22 protein-coding genes and 6 tRNA genes are annotated in these 22,749 nt (G+C 51.7%); all 28 read left to right on the top strand.

All coding sequences use genetic code 11. The features are described 5' to 3' along the window. Nucleotides 1-219 precede the first annotated feature (219 nt). The 28 genes from V8F51_RS31095 (at nt 220) to V8F51_RS30960 (ending at nt 22,519) form a co-directional block, all read left to right on the top strand. Nucleotides 220-296: transfer RNA gene (locus V8F51_RS31095), tRNA-Met, on the top strand. A gap of 30 nt (nt 297-326) precedes the next feature. Further along, a tRNA-Val gene (locus V8F51_RS31090) sits at nt 327-402 on the top strand. A 9-nt stretch (nt 403-411) separates the two neighbouring features. Next, nucleotides 412-488 (top strand) — tRNA-Asp (locus V8F51_RS31085). A gap of 19 nt (nt 489-507) precedes the next feature. Further along, nucleotides 508-583 (top strand) — tRNA-Phe (locus V8F51_RS31080). Nucleotides 584-624: 41 nt separating this feature from the next. Further along, nucleotides 625-708: transfer RNA gene (locus tag V8F51_RS31075), tRNA-Tyr, on the top strand. 13 nt (nt 709-721) lie between these two features. Beyond that, nucleotides 722-797: transfer RNA gene (locus V8F51_RS31070), tRNA-Lys, on the top strand. Between the two features lie 152 nt (nt 798-949). After that, on the top strand, nt 950-1,897 hold the full coding sequence (locus V8F51_RS31065) for an MraY family glycosyltransferase (protein WP_337104388.1): 948 nt from the start codon (nt 950-952) through the stop codon (nt 1,895-1,897). Between the two features lie 91 nt (nt 1,898-1,988). Then, nucleotides 1,989-3,134 carry a PucR family transcriptional regulator gene (locus tag V8F51_RS31060; RefSeq protein WP_337104387.1) on the top strand — a complete coding sequence of 382 codons (1,146 nt, stop codon included), beginning with the start codon at nt 1,989-1,991 and terminating at the stop codon, nt 3,132-3,134. A gap of 89 nt (nt 3,135-3,223) precedes the next feature. Beyond that, nucleotides 3,224-4,345 carry an ABC transporter ATP-binding protein gene (locus V8F51_RS31055; RefSeq protein ID WP_337104386.1) on the top strand — a complete coding sequence of 374 codons (1,122 nt, stop codon included), beginning with the start codon at nt 3,224-3,226 and terminating at the stop codon, nt 4,343-4,345. Between the two features lie 97 nt (nt 4,346-4,442). After that, on the top strand, nt 4,443-5,033 hold the full coding sequence (locus V8F51_RS31050) for a sigma-70 family RNA polymerase sigma factor (RefSeq protein WP_337104385.1): 591 nt from the start codon (nt 4,443-4,445) through the stop codon (nt 5,031-5,033). After that, entirely contained in the window at nt 5,011-6,381 is a 1,371-nt protein-coding gene (locus V8F51_RS31045; protein ID WP_337104384.1) for a DUF4179 domain-containing protein, read from the top strand. The genes V8F51_RS31050 and V8F51_RS31045 overlap by 23 nt, the downstream gene beginning before the upstream one ends. A 120-nt stretch (nt 6,382-6,501) precedes the next feature. Next, the gene (hprK, locus tag V8F51_RS31040; RefSeq protein ID WP_337104383.1) at nt 6,502-7,440 is read left to right on the top strand and encodes an HPr(Ser) kinase/phosphatase; all 939 of its coding nucleotides are present in this window, start codon (nt 6,502-6,504) and stop codon (nt 7,438-7,440) included. Between the two features lie 27 nt (nt 7,441-7,467). Further along, on the top strand, nt 7,468-8,475 hold the full coding sequence (gene lgt, locus V8F51_RS31035; protein ID WP_337104382.1) for a prolipoprotein diacylglyceryl transferase: 1,008 nt from the start codon (nt 7,468-7,470) through the stop codon (nt 8,473-8,475). 59 nt (nt 8,476-8,534) lie between these two features. Continuing rightward, nucleotides 8,535-9,206 carry a pyrophosphatase PpaX gene (gene ppaX, locus V8F51_RS31030; protein ID WP_337104381.1) on the top strand — a complete coding sequence of 224 codons (672 nt, stop codon included), beginning with the start codon at nt 8,535-8,537 and terminating at the stop codon, nt 9,204-9,206. Next, nucleotides 9,193-9,720 carry an acyltransferase gene (locus tag V8F51_RS31025; RefSeq protein WP_337104380.1) on the top strand — a complete coding sequence of 176 codons (528 nt, stop codon included), beginning with the start codon at nt 9,193-9,195 and terminating at the stop codon, nt 9,718-9,720. Before ppaX ends, V8F51_RS31025 begins: the two co-directional genes overlap by 14 nt. Before the next feature lie 18 nt (nt 9,721-9,738). Further along, a complete protein-coding gene (locus tag V8F51_RS31020; protein WP_337104379.1) occupies nt 9,739-9,867 on the top strand; it encodes a hypothetical protein in 129 nt (42 codons plus the stop codon). Nucleotides 9,868-9,951: 84 nt separating this feature from the next. Beyond that, entirely contained in the window at nt 9,952-11,181 is a 1,230-nt protein-coding gene (locus V8F51_RS31015; RefSeq protein ID WP_337104378.1) for an ATP phosphoribosyltransferase regulatory subunit, read from the top strand. Further along, nucleotides 11,178-11,822, top strand: coding sequence for an ATP phosphoribosyltransferase (gene hisG, locus V8F51_RS31010; RefSeq protein ID WP_337104377.1), 645 nt, complete (start codon nt 11,178-11,180; stop codon nt 11,820-11,822). The genes V8F51_RS31015 and hisG overlap by 4 nt, the downstream gene beginning before the upstream one ends. 89 nt (nt 11,823-11,911) lie before the next feature. Beyond that, a complete protein-coding gene (gene hisD / locus V8F51_RS31005) occupies nt 11,912-13,201 on the top strand; it encodes a histidinol dehydrogenase (RefSeq protein ID WP_337104376.1) in 1,290 nt (429 codons plus the stop codon). Between the two features lie 100 nt (nt 13,202-13,301). Continuing rightward, nucleotides 13,302-13,901 (top strand): imidazoleglycerol-phosphate dehydratase HisB, encoded by a 600-nt coding sequence (gene hisB / locus V8F51_RS31000; RefSeq protein ID WP_337104375.1) that lies wholly within the window; start codon nt 13,302-13,304, stop codon nt 13,899-13,901. After that, nucleotides 13,902-14,531, top strand: a complete 630-nt coding sequence (hisH, locus tag V8F51_RS30995; RefSeq protein WP_337104374.1) for an imidazole glycerol phosphate synthase subunit HisH — start codon at nt 13,902-13,904, stop codon at nt 14,529-14,531. It begins immediately after the preceding gene. Between the two features lie 52 nt (nt 14,532-14,583). Next, nucleotides 14,584-15,342 (top strand): imidazole glycerol phosphate synthase subunit HisF, encoded by a 759-nt coding sequence (gene hisF / locus V8F51_RS30990; RefSeq protein WP_337104373.1) that lies wholly within the window; start codon nt 14,584-14,586, stop codon nt 15,340-15,342. Continuing rightward, nucleotides 15,339-16,031, top strand: a complete 693-nt coding sequence (gene hisIE, locus V8F51_RS30985) for a bifunctional phosphoribosyl-AMP cyclohydrolase/phosphoribosyl-ATP diphosphatase HisIE (RefSeq protein ID WP_337104372.1) — start codon at nt 15,339-15,341, stop codon at nt 16,029-16,031. The genes hisF and hisIE overlap by 4 nt, the downstream gene beginning before the upstream one ends. A 58-nt stretch (nt 16,032-16,089) precedes the next feature. Then, on the top strand, nt 16,090-16,896 hold the full coding sequence (gene hisJ / locus V8F51_RS30980) for a histidinol-phosphatase HisJ (RefSeq protein WP_337104371.1): 807 nt from the start codon (nt 16,090-16,092) through the stop codon (nt 16,894-16,896). A 119-nt stretch (nt 16,897-17,015) separates the two neighbouring features. Then, nucleotides 17,016-17,966 carry a ribose-phosphate diphosphokinase gene (locus V8F51_RS30975; protein WP_337104370.1) on the top strand — a complete coding sequence of 317 codons (951 nt, stop codon included), beginning with the start codon at nt 17,016-17,018 and terminating at the stop codon, nt 17,964-17,966. A gap of 168 nt (nt 17,967-18,134) precedes the next feature. After that, nucleotides 18,135-19,880, top strand: coding sequence for a tetratricopeptide repeat protein (locus tag V8F51_RS30970; protein ID WP_337104369.1), 1,746 nt, complete (start codon nt 18,135-18,137; stop codon nt 19,878-19,880). A 63-nt stretch (nt 19,881-19,943) separates the two neighbouring features. Beyond that, nucleotides 19,944-20,891, top strand: coding sequence for a thioredoxin-disulfide reductase (gene trxB / locus V8F51_RS30965; RefSeq protein ID WP_337104368.1), 948 nt, complete (start codon nt 19,944-19,946; stop codon nt 20,889-20,891). 677 nt (nt 20,892-21,568) lie between these two features. Next, entirely contained in the window at nt 21,569-22,519 is a 951-nt protein-coding gene (locus tag V8F51_RS30960; RefSeq protein WP_337104367.1) for an ROK family glucokinase, read from the top strand. Nucleotides 22,520-22,749: the final 230 nt, after the last annotated feature.

Below are 22,749 nucleotides of genomic sequence, written 5' to 3'. Positions count from 1 at the left end.
TCCTAAAAGGCTTATATGGTCCATACAACCTATAGGCAACAGCTAAAGTTCAGCAGCAACATTCTTTCGTATCCAGTTTTCAGGGCGCAATGCCTGTTGCAGCAAGCTGACTAGTGCAGTTTATGCGACATCATTGTAAAGGCGTTTGGCGACGCCATTACCTGACCTTGTGAACGTCCCCGAACGTTCAGAAGAGACAAGCATTCGGGGGACAAGCGTGGCGGTGTAGCTCAGCTGGCTAGAGCGTACGGTTCATACCCGTGAGGTCGGGGGTTCGATCCCCTTCGCCGCTACCATTACCTTTCTTTACTTGAAACACCTATTGTGGAGGATTAGCTCAGCTGGGAGAGCATCTGCCTTACAAGCAGAGGGTCGGCGGTTCGATCCCGTCATCCTCCACCATCTAAACTCGGAGCTGTGGTGTAGTGGCCCAACATGCCTGCCTGTCACGCAGGAGACCGCGGGTTCGAATCCCGTCAGCTCCGCCATTTTTTCTCTTTAAAGTAAGGCTCGGTAGCTCAGTCGGTAGAGCAGAGGACTGAAAATCCTCGTGTCGGCGGTTCGATTCCGTCCCGAGCCACCACTTTATTTTTTTCTGCTTTTGGCAGACAGAAATAATATTGTGGAGGATTAGCGAAGTGGCCAAACGCGGGAGACTGTAAATCTCTTCCTCACGGTTCGGTGGTTCGAATCCATCATCCTCCACCATTTCCCACATCAAGAGCCATTAGCTCAGTTGGTAGAGCACCTGACTTTTAATCAGGGTGTCGAAGGTTCGAGTCCTTCATGGCTCACCATTTTTACCCAAAACAACAAACGCAACCGGAGATCCTGGATCTTCGGTTTTTTGTTATTTATTTTGACTGAACATTAATATCTTTTAGTATCTTTTATTTTTGCCTCACTGGGGAACAATGGTACAAAAGCTTCTTCCGGAGGGGTATTCGACATGATGTATGGATTAGCGGCATTAATCAGCTTTGCGATTGTTTTTGCTACAGTACCGCCGCTTAGGAAGCTTGCGTTAAGACTTGGTTTCGTAGATCGTCCAACGTCGCGAAAAATTCACCGTAAACCGATTCCCCTAATGGGCGGAGCGGCTATTTTTGCTGGCTGCGTGGTAACAATGCTGCTGTTCGTCGGCTTCACTCCGCTAAGCTGGACGATCGTGATCGGTGGCTTCGTGCTCGTGGCTGTCGGTCTGCTCGATGATGCATGGAAAGCGACAGGTCGCGAATTTCCGGTATGGCCGCGTGTAATCATTTATTTAGCTGCGGCGTCTGTCCCATCGATGTTCCACATCCAAATGGCAGGCATCGCGAGCCCGATCAACGGCTATTTCTATTCTTTCGATGGATGGTTCTCATGGCTGGCGACGTCACTATGGGTATTCGCTCTCATTAATATGATTAACTTCATCGATGGGGTGGATGGACTTGCGTCAGGCGTATGCACACTTTCGTCATTAACATTGCTCGCGGCAGCGCTTATGACGGGTAGGTCCGATGCGGCAATGCTTGCCGTTATCGCGGCTGGAGTGTCCATCGGTTTCCTGATTCACAACTTCTATCCGGCGCGTATCTTCATGGGCGATGCGGGAGCGACGTTCCTCGGATATACGCTTGCAGTCATTGCAGTGGATGGCACATTGAAGCGAGCGACATTCATATCCATGCTTGTACCGTTGCTTGCATTAGGACTGCCGATCCTTGATACGTCCTTTGTGATGCTGCGCCGACTTATGAGCGGCAAGGGACTTCATCATGCGGACAAGCTGCATACGCATCATACTTTAATGAAGTGGGGACTGAATCAAGTCCAAACCGTGTCGTTCTTATATTTGATTTCAGCGCTGTTCGCACTGATGTCGATCATCCTTTTGCTCGCTATTGGCTGAACTTGTTTTGCCGTTATGGTACAATGACGTTAAAAAGGCGTTTCGATAGCCGTAGAGCGGCATTAGCCGAGGAGATTGGAGAAGAGCAAAAATGAGCACGACAGATTGGTTGAAACCACTGCAGCACATTTTAAATTGTCCGATTCATGTACATACGATTTCTATTACGGAATGGGTGGAAGTGGTCAAGGATGCTGATGCGCTTTGGCCGGCAGAGCTTAATTCTCACCATCCCGCGGAGGGCCAGCGTGTCGAGAAGCACAATAAGCTGCATTTCGTTGCTGCTTTGTCCGATCATTCTGTTGAGCTGCTCGAGATCGAACTGAGCGGGATCAGTCAAGCCGAGAAGGAGCTTATTAGCTGGACGCTTCAGCTTGTGCGCGGTGGAGAGGCGGATTCCAAGAAAGCTTTGTCTGTCTCTGAGTCAGAGAGGAATGCGCTGAAACTTAGCGAATGGATTCAACAGCAGCTCGAGGAGGCCGAGCCGGCTTATTCTTTGCCGGACCATCTCGTTGTCGGCAGCCGTCTTTTTAATGAAATGATTCCTTTCCTGCTTGTAACTGAGCAATCCAACACGAAGCTAACGACGTACACAGAGCTGGAGAAGCTGCTTCGTTCCTTCTTGTCAGACGATGTGCTGCTTATACCGTTGAAAACCCAGGAATGGCTCATATGGGGGCCGATCTCGCTTCTGCGCGACGAGGATTCAGAATCTTTCGACGAAAATGAAGAAGAGACACTGGAGGACAGCTTGGAGTCGATCTGTTCAGGGCTGCACGAGATGCTTGCCAGCGAATGGATCGGGGAGTGCCATCTGGCGGTGGCGCAGCCCGCGACGCCGGCCAAAGGTATCGTAGAGACGACGATCCTGCTACGTGAGACGATTAATCTTGGACGCAAGTTCCACGTAGGAACGAATATTCATATGCCTTGGATGCTGCAGCTGGAGCGATTGCTTAATGCTATTCCTGAAACGCAGCGAGCGAAGTACTTGGAGCAATCGCTGAAACGAGCAGATATGTTCGTTGAACCCGAGATGCTGAGCACGCTGGAGACGTTCTTCACGCTGGACTGCAATGTGAGCGAGACAGCCAAGAAGCTGTACATTCACCGCAATACGCTCCTGTATCGGCTGGATAAGCTGAAGCAGGAGACAGGGCTTGACGTTCGCCAATTTCGCGATGCCGTTCTCGTCAAAATCATATTACTATTGTACAAAGTTACGAAAAGGAATTAATTTTTTTGTAGAGTATGTGCATAGTCACAAACGCTTACATCGGATAAGATAAGTGCATAACGAAATTTCTTTCTAGGGGGAAACTTATCATGGCAGGCGTACGTTTAGAGAATATTTACAAGAAATACCCGGGTACCGACAAAGCATCGGTTACTGACGTTAACTTAGACATCAAGGACAAAGAGTTCCTCGTATTGGTAGGACCGTCCGGTTGCGGTAAATCGACTACTCTTCGTATGATCGCTGGCTTGGAAGAAATTTCTGAAGGCAAATTGTTCATCGGCGACCGTCTTGTAAACGACGTAGCTCCTAAAGACCGCGACATCGCGATGGTATTCCAATCCTACGCGTTGTACCCGCACATGAACGTTTACCAAAACATGGCGTTCGGCCTTAAACTTCGTAAATTCAAAAAAGCAGACATCGACAAACGTGTTCGTGAAGCTGCTAAAATTCTTGATATTGAGCATTTGCTCGACCGTAAACCAAAAGCTCTTTCCGGTGGTCAACGTCAACGTGTCGCTTTGGGACGCGCAATCGTACGTGAGCCGCAAGTATTCTTGATGGATGAGCCGCTTTCCAACTTGGACGCGAAACTTCGTGGACAAATGCGCGCTGAAATCAGCAAACTGACTAAGCGTCTTGAAACAACTACAATTTATGTAACACATGACCAAATCGAAGCAATGACGATGGGCGACCGTATCGTTGTTATGAAGGACGGTTTCATTCAACAAACCGATTCCCCTGAACAGCTTTACAACCACCCTGTTAATATCTTCGTAGCTGGCTTTATCGGCGCTCCTTCGATGAACTTCATCTCCGGGTTGTTGTCTGAACAAGGCGGTACGGTTAAATTCAAAGCTGCAGGCGTGGACGTTGTTGTTCCTGAAGGTAAATCCGCTGCCCTTCGCTCGAAAGGCTACATCGGCAAAGAAGTTATTCTTGGCATTCGTCCAGAAGACCTTCACGAAGAGCCTGTGTTCTTGGAAGCTTCCCCGAACACAATCGTAAATGCAAACATTGAGGTTGCTGAAAACCTTGGTCACGAAATGTACCTGTACCTGAACGGTATCGGCACTGATACAGTTATCGCTCGCGTAGACGGACGTTCCGGCCTTCGTGACGGCGCAAGCGTTAAGCTTGCTCTTGACATGAACAAAGTTCATCTGTTCGACAAAGAGTCCGAATTGAACATTTTCGAAGTTTAATCCTTCGATCTAACGAGAGTTGCCTGGATGTATCCAGGCAACTCTTTTTTTCGTTTGTATATGAAAACCGTTTTTGAAGCTCGCGCGTCTAATTAGTATGAATGTTTGGACGGGGAGGGAAGGCATGGAGGATCGGGATCAATGCGCTTTGGCAGCCATTCTGGGGGACGAGACGGCTCTGCTACAGCGTATCGAGATGGATAAGCGCCAGCTGTACGGTATCGCCTTCGCCTATATGCGCAATGAGGATGATGCTCTGGAGGCCATGCAGGAAACAGTATGCCGCGTATGGGCGAAGCGTCGAACGCTGCGAGAAGCGAAGTACTTCACGACATGGACGATTCGAATTTTGATACGGGTATGCATGGACGAGCGGAAGAAGCGCAAGCGAGAGCAAGAAAGAACGCTTGAAGCAAGCCTCATGCGAAGGGGCGAAGAAAGGCGTGACGACGACGCGGCGGCAGCAAGGCTCGATATGGCTGCTCAAGTAAAAACATTGCCTGCCAATTACCGGATGGTCGTCGTACTGAAGTATTATCGCGATATGACAATTACCGAAATAGCTGAGCTGCTGGAGAAGCCGGATGGCACGATACGGACATGGTTGAATAAAGCGTTGAAGCTGCTGCGAAGCGATAAGTCATTGACTGAGGAGGTGGAGGACGATGAACGACAAAGCGGGAAATGAGGATCGGTTAACCGAAGTTTTGCTGAAAAACGACAGTAATTATGTTGAATGCGAAATGCTGTCGATAGAAGAAGCTAAGCTCGATGCAGCTATTCGTCACGGACTTGAGAGGGGACACCGGCATGCGGTCACGAGAAGCAGGAGACGGATCAGTCTGAAGCTTGGTTTATCGGCGGTATGCATACTGCTGCTACTGACGGCATTCGTTCGCGTATCTCCTTCCTTCGCGGCGATCATAAAGGAAATTCCGGGCTTCGCCGGATTTGTAGAGCTTATCCAAGGTGATAAGACGCTCGTATCGGCGCTCGACAACGAATTCATTCAACCGATGAGCTTGACCGATGAGAAGAACGGATTCAAGCTGACAGTAAACGGCGTCATTGCCGATGACAATCGGCTCGTGATCCTGTATACGGGCGAGGGACCGGGCATAACGAGCGAGACGGAGATCGAGGACTTTAAGTTGTTGAAGGAGAACGGTGAGGGAGTGCGAGGCACGATCGGCTTTTCACAATTGGGAGGATACAAGGAAGAAGCAGGATCGGTTATGTATGATTATTTCGATGCTTCTCTTCAGGAGGGCGAAGCAATGCCGGAAAACATTGATTTGAATGTGAAGCTGAAGGATCAATGGCTCCGAATTAATGTTCCGATCGATCATTCCAGATTCAAGGGTATGCGCGAGGAAATTGCGGTTAATAAGGTTATTGAGCTTAACGGTCAACGGTTGACGGTAAAAAGCGCAGTCATCACGCCGCTGCAGGTGAGAGTGATCGTAGAGGCTGACCCAAGCAATTCACTGCAAATAAACGGGTTGATCGATGCGGTTCTGAAGGACGAGAAGGGTCGCATTTACAAGTGGAAGACAGGTATGGGGGATTATCGTACGGAGATGGTCTATCATTTCCAAAGCAGTTATTTTAGCAAGCCTAAGAAGCTCACGTTTAAAGCAGACGGTGTATATATGTCCGATCGGGATCGGCTATTCGTTATTAACACGGAGACGGGCCGGACGAGCGAAACACCCGACAATCGCATCACCTATCACGGGAAGCAAGAGGATGGGAACGGATATGTCCTGCAAATCGATATGGCGAACTTGGATGAAACGGATCAGAAGCTTGGTTACGCGTTTCTCGAGCATCAGGGAAGCTTCGCGGATGCGAGTGGCAAAACGTATAACCTCCTGGATAAGGATGGAACGCAGATTAAATGGAGTGCGGGAGGATTGGAGCCGGCCAGTTATTACTACAAAATTCCGATGGCCGATTATGTACAGCCGCTAACGTTCCGCGTGCAGCAGTATCCGGGTTATATTTTAAAGCCGATAAGCATTGCAATTAAATGACATAAGGACGCCGAGCAGCGCTGAAACGTTGCGTTCGGCGTCTTTTTCCTTTACGATGAAGACATTGGAAACATACTTACATATCAGCTTGCTGCAGTTGTCATAAGAGGAGGCCATACGATGGCGAAAAAAGTAAAGGTGTCTGAGCTAGTCCAGCAATTTCAGCTCGAAATCGTCGCTGGAGAAGATGGGCTGAAGCGAGCAATTACGGTTGACGATTTGTACCGACCAGGCCTGGAAATGGCCGGCTATTTTCATTATTATCCGAGCGAGCGCGTGCAATTGCTTGGACGGACGGAAATATCGTTCCTCAGCACGTTGGAGAGTGAAGAACGCAAGGATCGTATGGCGTGGCTATGTAACGAGGAGACACCTTGCATTATTTTAACAAGAGGACTTGAAGCGCCTGAGGAGCTGGTGCAGCAATCGAATGAATCGAAGATTCCGGTGCTGCGCAGCAATGTTGCTACGACGATTCTATCCAGCCGGATTACGGACTTCCTGGAGAAGAAGCTTGCGCCGACAGCGACGATTCATGGCGTTCTTGTTGACGTCTATGGCGTAGGGATGCTTATTACCGGAGGAAGCGGCATCGGTAAGAGCGAGACTGCTCTAGAGCTTGTGAAGCGCGGACATCGGCTCGTAGCCGACGATGCGGTCGAGATTCGGCAGACGTCTGACGGTCAGCTGCATGGCAGCGCGCCGGAGCTTATTCGCCACTTGCTCGAGATTCGCGGACTAGGCATCATTAACGTAATGACGCTGTTCGGGGCTGGCGCGGTAAGAACGCAGAAACGGATTGGCCTTGTCATTAAGCTGGAGAATTGGCAGCAGGATAAACAATATGATCGTCTTGGACTTGATGAAGAAACGACCCGTATTATCGATACGGATATTCCGCTCGTAACGGTTCCCGTTCGTCCGGGCCGTAACTTGGCGGTCATTATCGAGGTGGCTGCGATGAACTTCCGTTTGAAACGGATGGGTTATAATGCGGCGCTGCAATTCACGAACAAGCTGACCGAAACGATCGCAGACGATATGGACGATTACGATTGATATTGATATCAAAGGAGATAAGCGTGAATGGAGACTTTGCTCATTAACCCGATTGCGTTCTCGATCGGCACTATATCAGTTCATTGGTACGGCATTATTCTGGGCACGGCGGCTTTGGTCGGCTTGCTGCTCGCGGTACAAGAAGGCAAGCGATTCGGCATTAAGCCGGATTTCTTCATGGATCTGCTGCTTCTTGGCGTTCCATCGGCAATTATCGGAGCGCGGATATATTATGTGGCGTTTACATGGGATGATTATAAGGATAATTTCCTTGATGTGTTCAAAATATGGGAAGGCGGCATCGCCATCTACGGTGCGCTTATAGGCGCGTTCATTTGCGGTTATTTCTATTTCCGCGCGAAGGGTTACAACTTCTTGCGGATCGTCGATATTTGCGTACCGTCGCTGCTGGCGGGTCAAATGATCGGACGCTGGGGCAACTTCATGAATCAGGAAGCTTACGGCGGACCGGTTGAAGAGAGCTTCCTGCGAGAGTCGCTTCATATCCCCGCATTTATTGTGAATCAAATGAACGTTGATGGCGTATTCCATCATCCGGCGTTTCTGTATGAATCGCTTTGGAGCTTGGTGGGTATTGCAATCCTGTTTATTTTGCGCCGTCAGAGCTTTCTTCGCTCCGGAGAATTGATGGCAGCCTATTTCATCTGGTACTCCATCGGCCGCTTCTTTATTGAGGCGCTCCGTACGGACAGCTTGGGCTTCGCTGGTCCGAAATGGTTGGCATCGTTCATCGATGCGCTATGGTCACCAATGACCGTTGTGTTCGAGGAAGGTTATTTGGACCCGGCTTACGGCAATATTAGAATATCGCAGGCTCTTGCTCTGCTTCTGATCGTGGCCGCGATCATCTTCGTTATTGTTCGCCGCAGATCGGGACTTGCTGTTGCCCGTTATTCCGATCCGATCGTATCGAGCAAGCCGGAGAAGGTTGCTCAGGCGAATAATGGAAAGTCGACTGCCGCAGGAGCAGAAGGCGATAGCGGAACTTCTGGAGCTAAAGGAAAAGAAGAATAGAAGCAGCCCGGCAGTTAGGTGCTGGATGTCTGCGAAAGTGGTTTGGGAGGATTGGATAGATGACAGGCAATATACGTACGGTGCTCTTCGATCTGGACGGCACGATTCTAGACACTAATGAGCTTATTATACGGTCGTTCGTGGAGGCGCTTAAAGGCATTGCAGCAGAAGGCTTCGGTAGAGAGCATATTATTCCGACGATGGGTGAACCGCTGATTGACCAATTGAGGCGATTCTCCGGCCTTGAGGAAGTATCGCATCTTGTTGATGCTTATCGCGAGGTTAACCTTAGGCTGCACGACGATCTTGTTAAACCGTTTGAATACGTAGTGGAAGTATTGCGCAATCTTCATGGAAAAGGGATTCAGATCGGCGTTGTCACGACGAAGATGCGCCTTACAACGGAGAAGGGGCTTAAGTTCGTTGGCATAGACGAATACGTCGATGCCGTCATTACGATTGACGATGTGAAGAATCCGAAGCCGCATCCTGAGCCGGTCAACAAGGCGATCGCGCTGCTTGGCGCTGATCCCGCGACAACGATGATGGTTGGCGACAGCGTCGTTGACATAAAGTCTGCGGTAGCGGCAGGCACGGAAGCAGTTGGCGTCGCGTGGTCGCTGAAGGGTGAGAAGCTGCTTAGCGAAGCAGGAGCGCATCATATCATTCATGATATGCGCGATTTGTACGCATTCGTCGGAATGGAGAGCGAGCCGTTTGCGAAACGTTGACCGATACCCGGTCGAAGGGCCGAACGCTCTTTGGCAGGTGTACAAGACGGTAAGCCGCTTGAAGGCGGTACGCAACTTTATATTTATCCAGCTGGCGCGTTATTGTCCAAGCTTGCCGCTCAAAAACTTCATATATCGGCGTGTACTGGGCATGAAAGTGGGAAAGAAGACGGCCTTCGCCCTTATGGTGATGGTCGACGTATTTTTCCCTGAGCGAATCAAGGTCGGCGACAATTCGATTATTGGGTATAATACGACGATATTGACCCATGAGTATCTGATCAGAGAATATCGAATTGGCGATGTAGTGATTGGCTCGAACGTGATGATCGGCGCGAATACGACGATTTTGCCGGGTGTTACGATCGGCGATGGTGCGGTGGTGGCAGCAGGCTCGCTCGTTCATAAGGATGTGCCGGCAGGATGCTTCGTCGGCGGCAATCCGATGCGAGAGATTAAGCGGAGCGTTGCTCAGCCCGATATCGCCGACCCTGCGAAGCATATTATTCATTAGCTAGCCGCTTATTGAGTAATGAAAATAGCGTTAGGACAGCCCCAGGCGGACGAATCCAATTCGTTCGCAGGGGCTTCCTTGTTGTTAGAGCGCAGAGCGAGGGAAGAGGCTTTTACTGGCTTGACGGAGCGGCGTTTTTCATGCTAATATTACGACTAATATCTTTAATTTGTTAGAATGGTAACATGGTAATGCTGTAATACACTAAAGTGACCGAAGGTGAGAACGGAAATGTCCAAACCAAAAGTATTTGAGAAGCCGATAGGCGTTAAAGATTATTTGCCGGGAGCGGTGGCGAAGCTTCGCCATATAGAGCGCCAGGTGCTCGCCTGCATGCAAGGCTGGGGCTATGAGCAAATTATGACTCCCACGATGGAATATTACGATACAGTAGGCGTTGCCAGCTCGACGTCCGACCAAAAGCTGTTCAAGCTGCTTAACAATCGCGGAACGACGCTTGTGCTTCGCTCCGATATGACGTCGCCGATTGCGCGTGTAGTGGCATCGTTATTGAAGGATGCCGATTTCCCGTTGCGATTGTCGTACCACTCTAATGTATTCCGTGCGATCGAAGAGGAAGCAGGACGCGAGGCGGAGTTTTTCCAGACGGGTGTGGAATTAGTCGGCGATTCGTCTGCGGAGGCGGACGCTGAGGTTGTAGCGCTTGCTATCGCGTCGCTAAAAGCGGCCGGCGTAGAGCGCTTCAAGATTGCCATTGGCCACGTCGGCTTCTTGAATGGTCTATTCGAGGAGACGCTGGCAGGCCGCGAGGAAGCACAGGAGCAGCTTAAAGCTTGCTTGCTCGGACGCGATTATGTGGGCTACCGCGAGCAATTGCGCAAGCTTGCGCTCGACGAGCCGGTGCAGCGCGAGCTGGAGGGCATCCTTAGATTGCGAGGCGGACAGGAAATATGCGATCAGGCGTTGCAGCTTAGCGGCAATGCGAAGGCACGCGAGTCGATCAGTCATCTGTGCGAAATTTGGGATGTATTGAAGGCATATGGCGTATGCGAGCATGTGCTTATTGATCTCACAATGATTGGAGATTTCTCTTATTATACAGGCATGACTTTCGAGGGATATGCAGCCGATCTCGGATTCCCGGTAGCTAGCGGCGGGCGTTACGACAATCTGTTGTCGCAGTTCGGGCGCAAGGCGCCGGCTACGGGCTTCGCGCTGAAAACGACGCGTATACTGGAGCTGCTCGGCAACGAGGCGGATGAAGCGGTGGAGAGAACGCTGATCGTCTATGATGCGGCGGGGCGCACGGATGCGCTGGCAAAGGCGCAGGAGCTGCGCGGCGATGGCGTTAAGGTTGTGACGGAGCGGGTTAATGAGGAAAGCGTTGAGGCTTATAAAGCGATTCGCAAGAGCGGCGGTTCAGGTGGGCCGTTCGAGTTTAAAGGCATTACGTATACAGATTTCAGTGATTTTGTTGTGAAAGGAGGCAGCGCCACATGAGCGGAGACAACAAGCAAATATTGAAAGTGGCGATGCCGAAAGGCCGCATTTACAAGCAAGCTTCCAAGCTGTTCCGCGAAGCGGGCTTGCCGATTCCGAGCGACTTCGACGATACGCGCAAGCTCATTATCGAGCTGCCGGAAGCGAAGATGGAGTTCATCATGGCGAAGCCGGTCGATGTGCCGACTTACGTAGAATATGGCGTAGCCGATATCGGGATTGTCGGCAAGGACGTATTGATGGAAGAGAACAAGGATGTTTACGAGCTGCTCGATCTTGGCATTGCGAAATGTCGGATGTCGGTCATCGGCTTGCCGGATTGGAAGCCGACGATTAATCCGCGCGTCGCGACGAAATATCCGAACGTAGCATCGGCTTACTTCCGCGAGCTGGGTCAACAGGTTGAGGTCATCAAGCTGAATGGCTCGATTGAGTTGGCGCCGCTGATCGGCCTTGCCGATCGGATCGTCGATATGGTGGAAACGGGACAGACGCTGCGGGAAAACGGGCTGGTGGAGATGGAATCGATCTTCGGCATTACGAGCCGCTTGATCGCCAACCGGGTTAGCTATCGGATGAAAAATGACAGCATTCAAAGCTTATGCGACTTGTTGCAGGAGACGCTTGCGGCTAAGGCTTGATTAGGGCGAGAGTGCGATAGAGAAGCTTCGGTACAGGATGGTTAAGGTAAGAGAGCGATAGAGAACGTGTGAGGGAAGGAGCGCTACGCATGCGCATTATGAGAGCGGAGCAGTTTGGGTTGAAGCGCGAGGTCGAGTATGGCTCGCCCGAGCAGAACGAGGTCGTTCGGACCATCGTAGAGGCGGTCCGAACGGAAGGAGACGCGGCGCTGCTCAGGTACACGGAGCAGCTTGACCGCGTGAAGCTGGATGCTGCGTCGCTTCGCGTGACGCAGCAGGAGATTGAGGCGGCGTATGACAAGGTCGACGCCGCGTTCCTCACGGCCATCCGCGAGGCGGCCGTGAACATTAGGGTTTTCCACGAGAAGCAGAAGCGCAACTCGTGGATGGACCTGCAGCCGGACGGGACGCTGCTCGGGCAAATTCTGCGACCGCTGAAGCGGGTCGGCGTATACGTGCCCGGGGGCAAGGCGGCTTATCCGTCGTCCGTGCTTATGAACGTCATTCCGGCACAAGTAGCCGGCGTGCCGGAGATCGTGATGGTAACGCCGCCCGCTACTGGCGGTAAGGCAGGCATCGACCCGTATATTCTCGTTGCCGCCGCGGAATCGGGCGTCAAGGAGATGTACCGGGTCGGCGGCGCACAAGCCATTGCCGCGCTTGCGTACGGCACGGCTTCGATTGCTCCGGTCGACAAGATCTGCGGACCGGGGAACATCTACGTGGCGCTGGCGAAGCGCGCCGTATTCGGCGCCGTCGATATCGACAGCATCGCCGGCCCAAGCGAAATCGTCGTCCTCGCCGATGACACGGCGGACGTTTCCTACGTCGCTGCCGACCTGCTGTCGCAGGCGGAGCACGACGAGATGTCGTCGGCGATCCTCATTACGCCGTCGACGAAGCTGGCCGAGGCTGTCGCCGCTGAAGTCGAGCGCCAGCTCTCCACGCTGCCGCGCGAGGCGATCGCTCGCAGCTCGGTAGACAACTACGGCGCAGCGCTGCTCGTCGACTCGTTGAAGGACGGCATCGACGTCGTCAATCAGTTGGCGCCTGAGCATCTGGAAGTGCTGACGGCCGATCCGATGAGCCTGCTCGGCCTCATTGAGAACGCGGGCGCGATCTTCCTCGGCCCGTATAGCTCGGAGCCGGTCGGCGATTATTTCGCAGGACCGAATCACATCATTCCGACGAACGGCACAGCGCGTTTCTCCTCGCCGGTCAATGTTGACGACTTCCTTAAGAAGTCGAGCTTGATCTACTACAGCAAGGAAGCGCTAATGGCAAATGGCGACAAAATTATCACACTTGCGCGCCACGAAGGATTAGAAGGACATGCTCGCGCGATCGAGATCCGTTTGGAGAAGGAACGCGGGCTTTAATAGACTAGATTCTAGGAAACTAAATCATGCTGCTCAGGAGCTAACAGCCTCAGGCGGGAGATAAACAAATAACCAACATACAAGGAAAGTAGGAATTACAATGGCGGATACTAGAGTGCGTGAGGCGTCGGTCGAGCGCAAAACGAATGAAACGGATATTAAGCTGTCTTTCGCAGTGGACGGCACTGGCGAGACGAAGCTCGAAACGGATGTGCCTTTCCTGAACCATATGCTTGACCTGTTCACGAAGCACGGACAATTCAACCTGCAAGTCGAGGCGCGCGGCGACATCGACATTGACGATCACCACACCGTTGAAGACATCGGCATCTGCCTCGGGCAGACGCTTCGCGAAGCACTGGGCGACAAACGCGGCATTAAACGTTATGCCAGCGTATTCGTACCGATGGATGAGGCGCTAGCACAAGTCATTGTCGACGTCAGCAACCGTCCTCACTTTGAATATCGAGCGGAATATCCATCGGCGCAGGTCGGAAGCTTCTCTACTGAGCTCGTTCACGAGTTCCTATGGAAGCTGGCGCTTGAATCGCGCATCACGCTGCACGTTATCGTTCACTACGGCAAAAACACGCATCACATGATCGAGGCGGTATTCAAAGCGCTTGGCCGTGCGATCGACGAAGCGACGAGCATTGATCCTCGCGTACAAGGAGTGCCTTCAACGAAGGGAGTGCTGTAAATGATTGCGATTATAGATTATGGCATGGGCAACCTGCATAGCGTGAGCAAAGCGGTTGAGCGGCTAGGGTTCGAAGCGGTCATCACCGCTGATCCGCAGCGCATTCTAGAGGCGGACGGGGCGATATTGCCGGGCGTTGGCGCATTCGGCGACGCGATGCAGAATCTGCGCAACACGAAGCTGGATGAGGTCGCGAAGTTCTACGCTGCTTCCGGCAAGCCGATGCTGGGCATCTGCCTCGGCATGCAGCTTCTGTTCAGCGAGAGCGAGGAATACGGTCGGAACGAAGGGCTGAACCTGCTCCCGGGTAAGGTCATTCGCTTCCAAGGCGACTACAAAGTGCCTCACATGGGCTGGAACAAGCTGTCGTTCTTGCAGAAGCAATCGCCGCTGTTCGAAGGACTGGAAGAGGGGCATGTGTATTTCGTTCACTCCTTCCATGCAAAGCCGGAGCTGGCGAGCGACCTGCTTGCAACGACGGACTACAATCAGCAGGTGACGGCGATCGTCGGACGCGGCAACGTGTACGGCATGCAGTTCCACCCGGAGAAGAGCGGCGATCTCGGCATGAAGCTGCTCGGCAATTTCTTGGCGCTGACTGGCAGCCCGCAGCTGCAGCAGCAAGCGTAACAACGATATAGCGATAGAAGGCCCGGCCTGGGCATATAAAGGAGAGGGCAACATGCTGGCGAAACGTATCATTCCGTGTCTCGATGTGAAGGACGGCCGTGTCGTGAAGGGCGTCAACTTCGTCAATCTGCGCGATGCGGGCGATCCGGTCGAGCTTGCGGCTACTTATGACCGCGAGGGTGCAGACGAGCTTGTATTTCTAGATATATCGGCGTCCGTCGAAGGACGCGCGACGATGATTGAGGTCGTGAAGCGGACGGCCGGTGAGATTACGATTCCGTTCACGGTTGGCGGCGGCATCTCGCATGTAGACGATATGAAGCGGCTGCTGCGCGCGGGAGCGGACAAGATCGGCATTAATACGGCAGCGGTGAAGAATAAAGCGCTCGTATCGGAAGGCGCGCGCAAGTTCGGCTCGCAATGTATCGTCGTAGCAATCGACGCGAAGTTCAATCCGGAATGGGGCGAATGGGAAGTGTACACGCATGGCGGCCGTCAGACAACGGGCATTCGCGCGCTGGAATGGGCACGCGAGGTCGAGCGTCTCGGCGCGGGGGAAATACTGCTGACGAGTATGGACGCGGACGGAACGAAGGACGGCTTCGACTTGAAGCTGACTCAGGCCGTATCGGATTCGCTTGGTATTCCGGTTATTGCCTCCGGCGGAGCGGGTAAGATCGAACACTTCAACGAGGTGTTCCAGCAGGCACATGCGGATGCGGCTCTAGCGGCGACAATTTTCCACTATAAAGAAATGACGATTCGCGAGGTTAAGGACGATTTGCGTCTGAAGGGAGTAGAAGTTCGATGACGGTTAACGATTACAACGAGCTGCTTACACAAATCAAATGGGATGCGGCGGGATTGATTCCGGCTGTCGTTCAAGACGCTCAGAGCAAAGAAGTGCTCATGCTTGCGTATATGAACGAGGAATCGCTTAAGCTATCCATAGAATCCGGCGTTACCTGGTATTGGAGCCGCTCGCGCAGCGAGCTATGGAACAAGGGAGCGACTAGCGGACATACGCAGCGCATCGTCTCGATGTCCTACGACTGCGACGGCGATACGCTGCTGCTTCGCGTGGAGCAGCAAGGTCCGGCTTGCCATACAGGCCGATACAGCTGCTTCTATAATGGGATCGAGGTGCAAGGCGCATCAACTCCAGCCGCTGAACCGACAGAACAAGCAGTTGAGCGATTCGCCATGCTCGGCCATCTGGAGAGCGTCATCGCGCAGCGAGATGCAGAGCGTCCGGACGGCGCATATACGACGTACCTGTTCGAGAAGGGCGTTGATAAGATTCTGAAGAAGATCGGCGAAGAAGCTTCAGAAGTTATTATCGCGGCGAAAAATCAAGACAACGACGAGCTTCGCAGTGAAGCGAGCGATTTGATCTTCCATCTGATGGTGCTGCTGCGCGAGCGCAAGCTGCCGCTTGACGATGTAATGCGCGAGCTAAGCGGACGCGTAGGCAAGCCAACTACGAACAAAATGAGATAGTCTACAGGCTATCGAATTTCTGACCCCCCATTTTACAAAACGAAAGGCCGGAATGCTCATGTTTATCGATTATCATACCCATCATGCCCGCTGCGGCCACGCGGTAGGCGACCTTGAAGAGTACGTGAAGAAGGGCATCGAGATCGGACTTGCGCAGATCGGCCTTTCTGACCATATGCCGCTGCTGCATGTTGATCCCGCAACTTACTTGCCGGAGATGGCGATGCCGATGGAGGAGCTTCCGCGCTATGTCGAGGAATGTCTCGCTCTGAAGGAGAAGTACAAGGGGCAGATCGACGTCCGCGTCGGACTGGAAGGCGACTATATCGAAGGCTGCGAAGAGCAGATCGAAGCGATCGTCAAGGCTTACCCATGGGATTACGTGATCGGCTCCGTTCATTTTCTAGGTGAGTGGGATATTACCGACTTCCGTCAGACGGCGGGCTGGGAAGGCAAAAACAAGCTGGCGGTGTACGAGCAATATTACGATGCGGTTATCAAAGCGGCAGCAACGGGCTTCTACGACTACATCGGCCATATAGACGTCATTAAGCGGTTCGGCTTCAAGCCGGATGAGGATGTGACTCATTTGGAAAATGCAGCGCTTGAAGCTGTCAAGAAGCACGGTCTTGCGATTGAGCTCAATGCATCGGGTTTGCGGACGCCGGTGAAGGAGATGTTCCCAAGCCGCCGTATGCTCGAATATGCCTATGAACTAGGGATTCCTCTTACAATCGGCTCTGACGCTCACCAGCCGGAGAGACTGGGTCAATATTTGGAAGAAGCACGCGCTGTGCTTAAAGAAGTCGGCTATACGCAGCTAGCGACATTTAATTGTCGAAAAATATTGCTGATTGATTTTTGAATTATCGTAAATTCGATGTATAATAGGATTGAATAAGACAAGATTTGTCGAATAATCTTCGACAAGCGACAGTACTTGATAAGTAAAATTTATTGGTTTAAGACGCTCAGGAGGGTATCATGGTAAGCGACAAGGTGCGTATATTTTCGGGTTCGTCCAATCCGGTATTGGCTCAAAAAATCAGTGCAGAGCTAGGTCTATCGCTCGGTGCAATTAAGATGTCTCGTTTCAAAAGCGGGGAGATCTACGTTCACTACGAGGAAACGATTCGTAACTGCGACGTATTTCTCGTTCAATCGTTCTCTCATCCGATCAACGAGCATTTTGTAGAATTGCTCGTGATGATCGATGCGGCGAAGCGCGCTTCGGCGAGAACGGTCAACATCATCATGCCTTACTACGGCTATGCTCGTCAGGAACGCAAGGCAGCTCCGCGGGAGCCGATCTCGGCGAAAATGTTGGCTGACGTGCTTACGACAGTTGGCGCGAACCGCGTCATTACGATCGATTTGCATGCTCCGGCGATTCAAGGGTTCTTCAACATTCCGGTTGACCACATGACGGCGCTTGACTTGATCAGCGATTACCTGAAAGCCAAAAACATCAAGAATCCGGTCGTTGTATCGCCGGATGCAGGACGTGCTTCGACGGCGGAGAAGCTGGCTAACTACTTGGACACTTCGTTTGCGATCATGATCAAGAAGCGTCCTGCGCACAACGAATCCTCCATCACGCACGTTATCGGTGACGTAGAAGGTCAAACCCCGATTATTATCGAGGACTTGATCGATACCGGCACGACGATCGTAAATGTTGTGGAGAGCCTCAAGGAGCGCGGCGCGGAAGACGTGTACGTATGTGCGACGCATCCATTGTTCTCCGGTACTGCTATTGAGCGTTTGGATCATCCATCTATAAAAGAAGTTATCGTAACCGACTCGATTCTGTTGCCGGAATCGACGCCGGAACGCTTCAAGGTGCTGTCTGTAGCTCCGCTGCTAGCGGAAGCGACACGGATCATCTTGGAAGGCGGCTCGATCAGCACGTTGTTCAAGAACAACGGCGTTTAATATTCGGCTGGCCTTGCCAATATGCCCAAAAGAATAGGTTTACCGCGTAAAAATCGCGGACGGCTCGTATGCCGTCCGCGATTTTTTCCCACATATTCTTTCGTGTTAGGATAGGCAGCGCTATGGTATAATCTTAGAAAATCGGAAGTAACGGGAGGTGCCTTGCTAGTGAAAGAGAAGAGACTTGTGGCTGTCGATACGCAAACGAAGGTAATACCGATTCAATGGGACGCTACGTTTTTCTTTGAACGGGCTGTTCGTTCGCTGGATCGATTCCATTACGACAAGGCCCTCAAATATTTTCGGCGCGCCGTTGAATACGAACCTGACAATCCTGTAAACCATTGCAATATGGCCGGCATCCTATCGGAGATGGGCAACTATGAGGAATCGAATCGGATCTTAAACATGATTATGGATGAGCTTGATCCGACGATGACGGAATGCTATTTCTACATGGCGAACAATTACGCGAATATGGAACAGTACGAAGCCGCCGAAGGCGCGCTCATTCAATATTTGGAGGAAGACCCCGACGGTCAGTTTCTCGATGAAGCGGAAGATATGATGGATCTGCTTCACTATGAGCTGGAGCGCCCGACCCAATTGAAAAACATTAAGTCGCGCGAGGGCATGATTGAACACGATCAAGCGCGGACGCTGCTGGAGGAAGGCAAGTTTACCGAGGCAGTCCGTATCTTGGAGCAAATTACACAGCAGCAGCCTGATTTTCTCGCAGCGAGAAACAATTTGGCGCTCGCTTATTATTACATGGGCATGTTCGATAAGGCGATGGAGACGATTCAAGAGGTGTTAGCCCTTGAAGCGGGCAATTTGCATGCGCTTTGCAACCTTGCGATCTTCTACCAGCATGAGGGCGACGAGACCAATCTGCGCCCGCTCGTCGAGCTGCTGATTAAGACAGCGCCTTTTCATCAAGAACATGCGTTTAAACTCGCTACGACTATGGGTATCTTAGGAGAGCATGGAGCTGCGTACCGTCACTTCTCGAGGCTGCTTAAGGATGCTGAGTTGCATCAGGATCCATGCCTGTACCATTACGCGGCTGTAGCGTCCTGCAACATCGGAAGGCTGCAGGAGGCTGAGCGGCTTTGGAAGCAAGCGATCAAGCTTGATCCGATGTCCGGCATTCCGCAATATTATATGGAGCAGCTGGAGCATATCCGCAGCGGCAAGCAAACGGGACATGTGAGCTACCATTACCATTTGCCGTTCGAAGAGCAATTCAAGCTATGGGAGAAGTCGTCGGACGGCATTCCCGATCATCTGAAGCGCGACCCGCTCGTACGTTCCTCGTTCTTCTGGGCGCTGCGCCACGGAGATCAGCATACGAAACTGCAAGTCATTCAGGCGCTTGGTATGATCGCCGACAGCGAGGTCAAGGACGTACTGCGTGCATTCCTGCTGGAGCACGAAGAGGACGATTACTTGAAGCGAATCGCCATATTCGTACTTCGAACAATCGGTGTTCAAGAGCCTCTTCATGTGGTGCTTGAGGGCAAGGATACCGTTATCGAGCCGAACCGGGTGCCTTCTCGTCTGCCTGTATGGGAAGAGAAGTGGCAGGCCGTTGTCGATTTGGCGATGAATCGCATGAACAAGCATTACGATCTCGTTCAGCAGCATGACCTGATGACGTTATGGGTGGAGTTTTTATCCCGTACGTACCCGGATGTGCCGAAGCTGACGAAGCCGGAGGGCTGGGCTGCAGCGCTCGAATATTTAACAGCCAAGATGCATCGCCGCGCAATCTCTTACCATGAGGTGTCGATACGCTACGGTACTTCCATCGCTACAGTGAGCAAGAACGTGAAGACGATCGACGGCGTTTGCGGCATCAAAGAAAAGATGAAGTCGATAAGCTCGGTATTTTCCTCGTCTACGGATGTGTAGCCAGTAAGCTGCGCTCGCGTGCTTGAAGGGAACTGAGGCAAAATTATAGATGAGGTGATTCACATGTACAAATCGATTATTATCGGTACCGGTCCTGCCGGTCTGACTGCAGCTATTTACTTGGCGCGCGCCAATATGGAGCCCCTTATTATCGAAGGACCTGAGCCTGGCGGGCAATTGACGACGACGACGGAAGTCGAGAACTTCCCTGGTTTCCCTGAGGGTATTATGGGACCTGAACTTATGGAAAATATGCGCAAGCAAGCGGAGCGCTTCGGCGCTAAGTTTATTACGGGCTGGGTGAACAGCGTCGACATGTCGGAGCGTCCGTTCAAGCTGCAAGTGGAAGGCCACGGCGAGCTCGTAGGCGAGAGCGTTATTATCTCGACTGGCGCATCGGCGAAGTATCTCGGCATTCCTGGCGAGAAGGACAATGTCGGACGCGGCGTCAGCACTTGCGCGACATGCGACGGCTTCTTCTTCCGCGGCAAAAAGATTATCGTGGTCGGCGGCGGCGACTCTGCGATGGAGGAAGCTAACTTCCTTACTCGCTTCGCGTCCAACGTTGAGTTGGTTAATCGCCGCGATGAGCTTCGCGCTTCGAAGATCATGCAGGACCGCGCTCGCGAGAACGAGAAAATCAGTTGGAGCCTGAACCGTACGCCGGTTGAAGTCGTAGCTGGCGGCATGGGCGTTACAGGCCTTAAAGTTCGCGATAACGTGACAGGCGAAGAGGATGTAATTGAGACAGACGGTATCTTCATCGCAATCGGCCATACGCCGAATACGAAGTTTCTGAACGGTCAGATCGACACCGACGAGCATGGCTACATTAAAGTGAAGCCGGGCAGCTCCGAGACGAACATCCCAGGCGTATTCGCATGCGGCGACGTGCAGGACAGCAAGTACCGTCAAGCGATTACAGCTGCAGGAAGCGGCTGTATGGCGGCGCTTGACTGCGAGCGTTTCCTTGAAGGCAACGTTACGCATGACTGGAGCAAATCCGTTTAATCTGTACGGTTGCTGTGTGATCGGCATCTAAAGGTGAATAAAGGCTGTACCGGCTAAGCGCGACGACGATGCTTGGCCTGGTATAGCTTTTTTGTATGAAGCTTATTATGGAGCAGAAGCAGCTCGAGTGGCTGATAGTGAGATAGGCAGCTTTGGCCGAGTTTAGGTAGTTTGGCCGTGCACGCACCTGGGCCTATATTGGATATCTGCAGTAACTTTTGAGTTATTTGGTTCTATTCGTGTGCTATATTGGATATTCGCATTATAGCCGGCCTAATAAGTGTTGAAATGCCTTTTAATCGCGAAAGTTAGTGCAGAAATCCAACATAGCTGTGAGTAAAGGCCAAAAAGCTATTTGTACACTGCGAATATCCAATTTAGCCTATAGCAGGATTAGTCGACACCCCTTTGCTTCGCTATACGTGCTGATTATGAGGGAAATTTCATTTATTGAGGTCTCCCGGGTGGATATTTGCATCCCGTGGAAGATTCTCACCGATTATGTGGCTGGTTCCGTGAGAATAGCCGTATCTTCTTCTTAATAAAAGTTTCTTAATCGCACTCGATAGATGCCGGAACAGCTTGTTTTACCAGCATTCTACATTGTTGACGACAGCATGAACAACGCTTATAGTGGGTACAGAGAAGTTTAACATTATTGATGAGGTGGACTAGTGATGTCTGAGAAGATTTACGTTGGCGTCGATGTCGGCGGTACTGCAATTAAAGTAGGAATTTGTAATGCGGAGGGACAACTGCTCCAAACGTACGAAGGGCCGACTGAGACAAGTAAAGGAACGGACACTATCCTTCATAATATCGCGGCATACGCTCGCGCAATTGTTGACGAATCGTCTTATGAATGGGAGCAAGTAGACGGCGTAGGCGTAGGCATCGCTGGTTTCCTTGATATTCCTAACGGTATTATTAAATTCGCTCCTAACTTGAAAATCGAGAATGTCGATTTGAAGTCTTATTTGGAGAAAGAACTGAACAAAACAATTAAAGTTAATAACGACGCGAACGTTGCTGCGCTTGGCGAAGCATGGGGCGGAGCAGGCAAAGGCATCGACCAATGCGTATGCTACACGCTTGGCACGGGCGTTGGCGGCGGTATTATTATAAATGGTAAAATCGTAGAAGGCTTCGCTGGCATGGCGGGCGAGCTTGGTCATATGGCAATCGTTCCGGACCTTGAAGCGATTGGGTGCGGCTGCGGCAAAATGGGCTGCCTCGAGACCGTATCCTCTGCAACGGGTATCATCCGTATGGCGAAGGATGCCGTAGAGCGCGGCGACCGCACTTCGTTGTCGCTGGTAGAAGATATTATGGCGAAGGATGTTATTGATGCTGCCAAAGCAGGCGACGAAGTTGCATCCCGCATCGTAAGCCGTGCTGCTTACTACTTGGGCAAGTCAATGGCGATGATGGCTATTATCCTTAATCCGCAATACTTTATTATTGGCGGCGGCGTATCCAAAGCAGGCGATTTCCTGTTCGATCAGATCCGTGAAGTATTCGAGAAGTACACGCAAGACCAAGCGAAGGAAAATGTGAAGATCGTTGCAGCTACGCTCGGCAACAATGCTGGCGTTGTTGGCGCTGCTGGACTTATTCTCAGAGGCTAGTCATACCATTTAGATACAACAAGAGCTGCGCCGCCCACGGGCGGCTACAGCCCGTTATTCAGCTTGCTTTAAATGATAAGTTATTAATTGGCTTATCATTCACCGAGAAACGAGCTAGCCGATCATATGCTCGGTAAGCCGTTTACGCTTTGCGAAGTAGGTTTTGCATTCGCAAAACCTTAGCTTATGCTTAAATGATAAGAGTAAATAATTTTGATTTTTATTTATTG

Source organism: Paenibacillus sp. YIM B09110, assembly GCF_037167145.1.
GTDB lineage: Bacteria > Bacillota > Bacilli > Paenibacillales > Paenibacillaceae > Pristimantibacillus.
The sequence above is the reverse complement of the archived record's forward strand: the minus strand, read 5'-3'. Positions and strand labels throughout refer to the sequence as shown.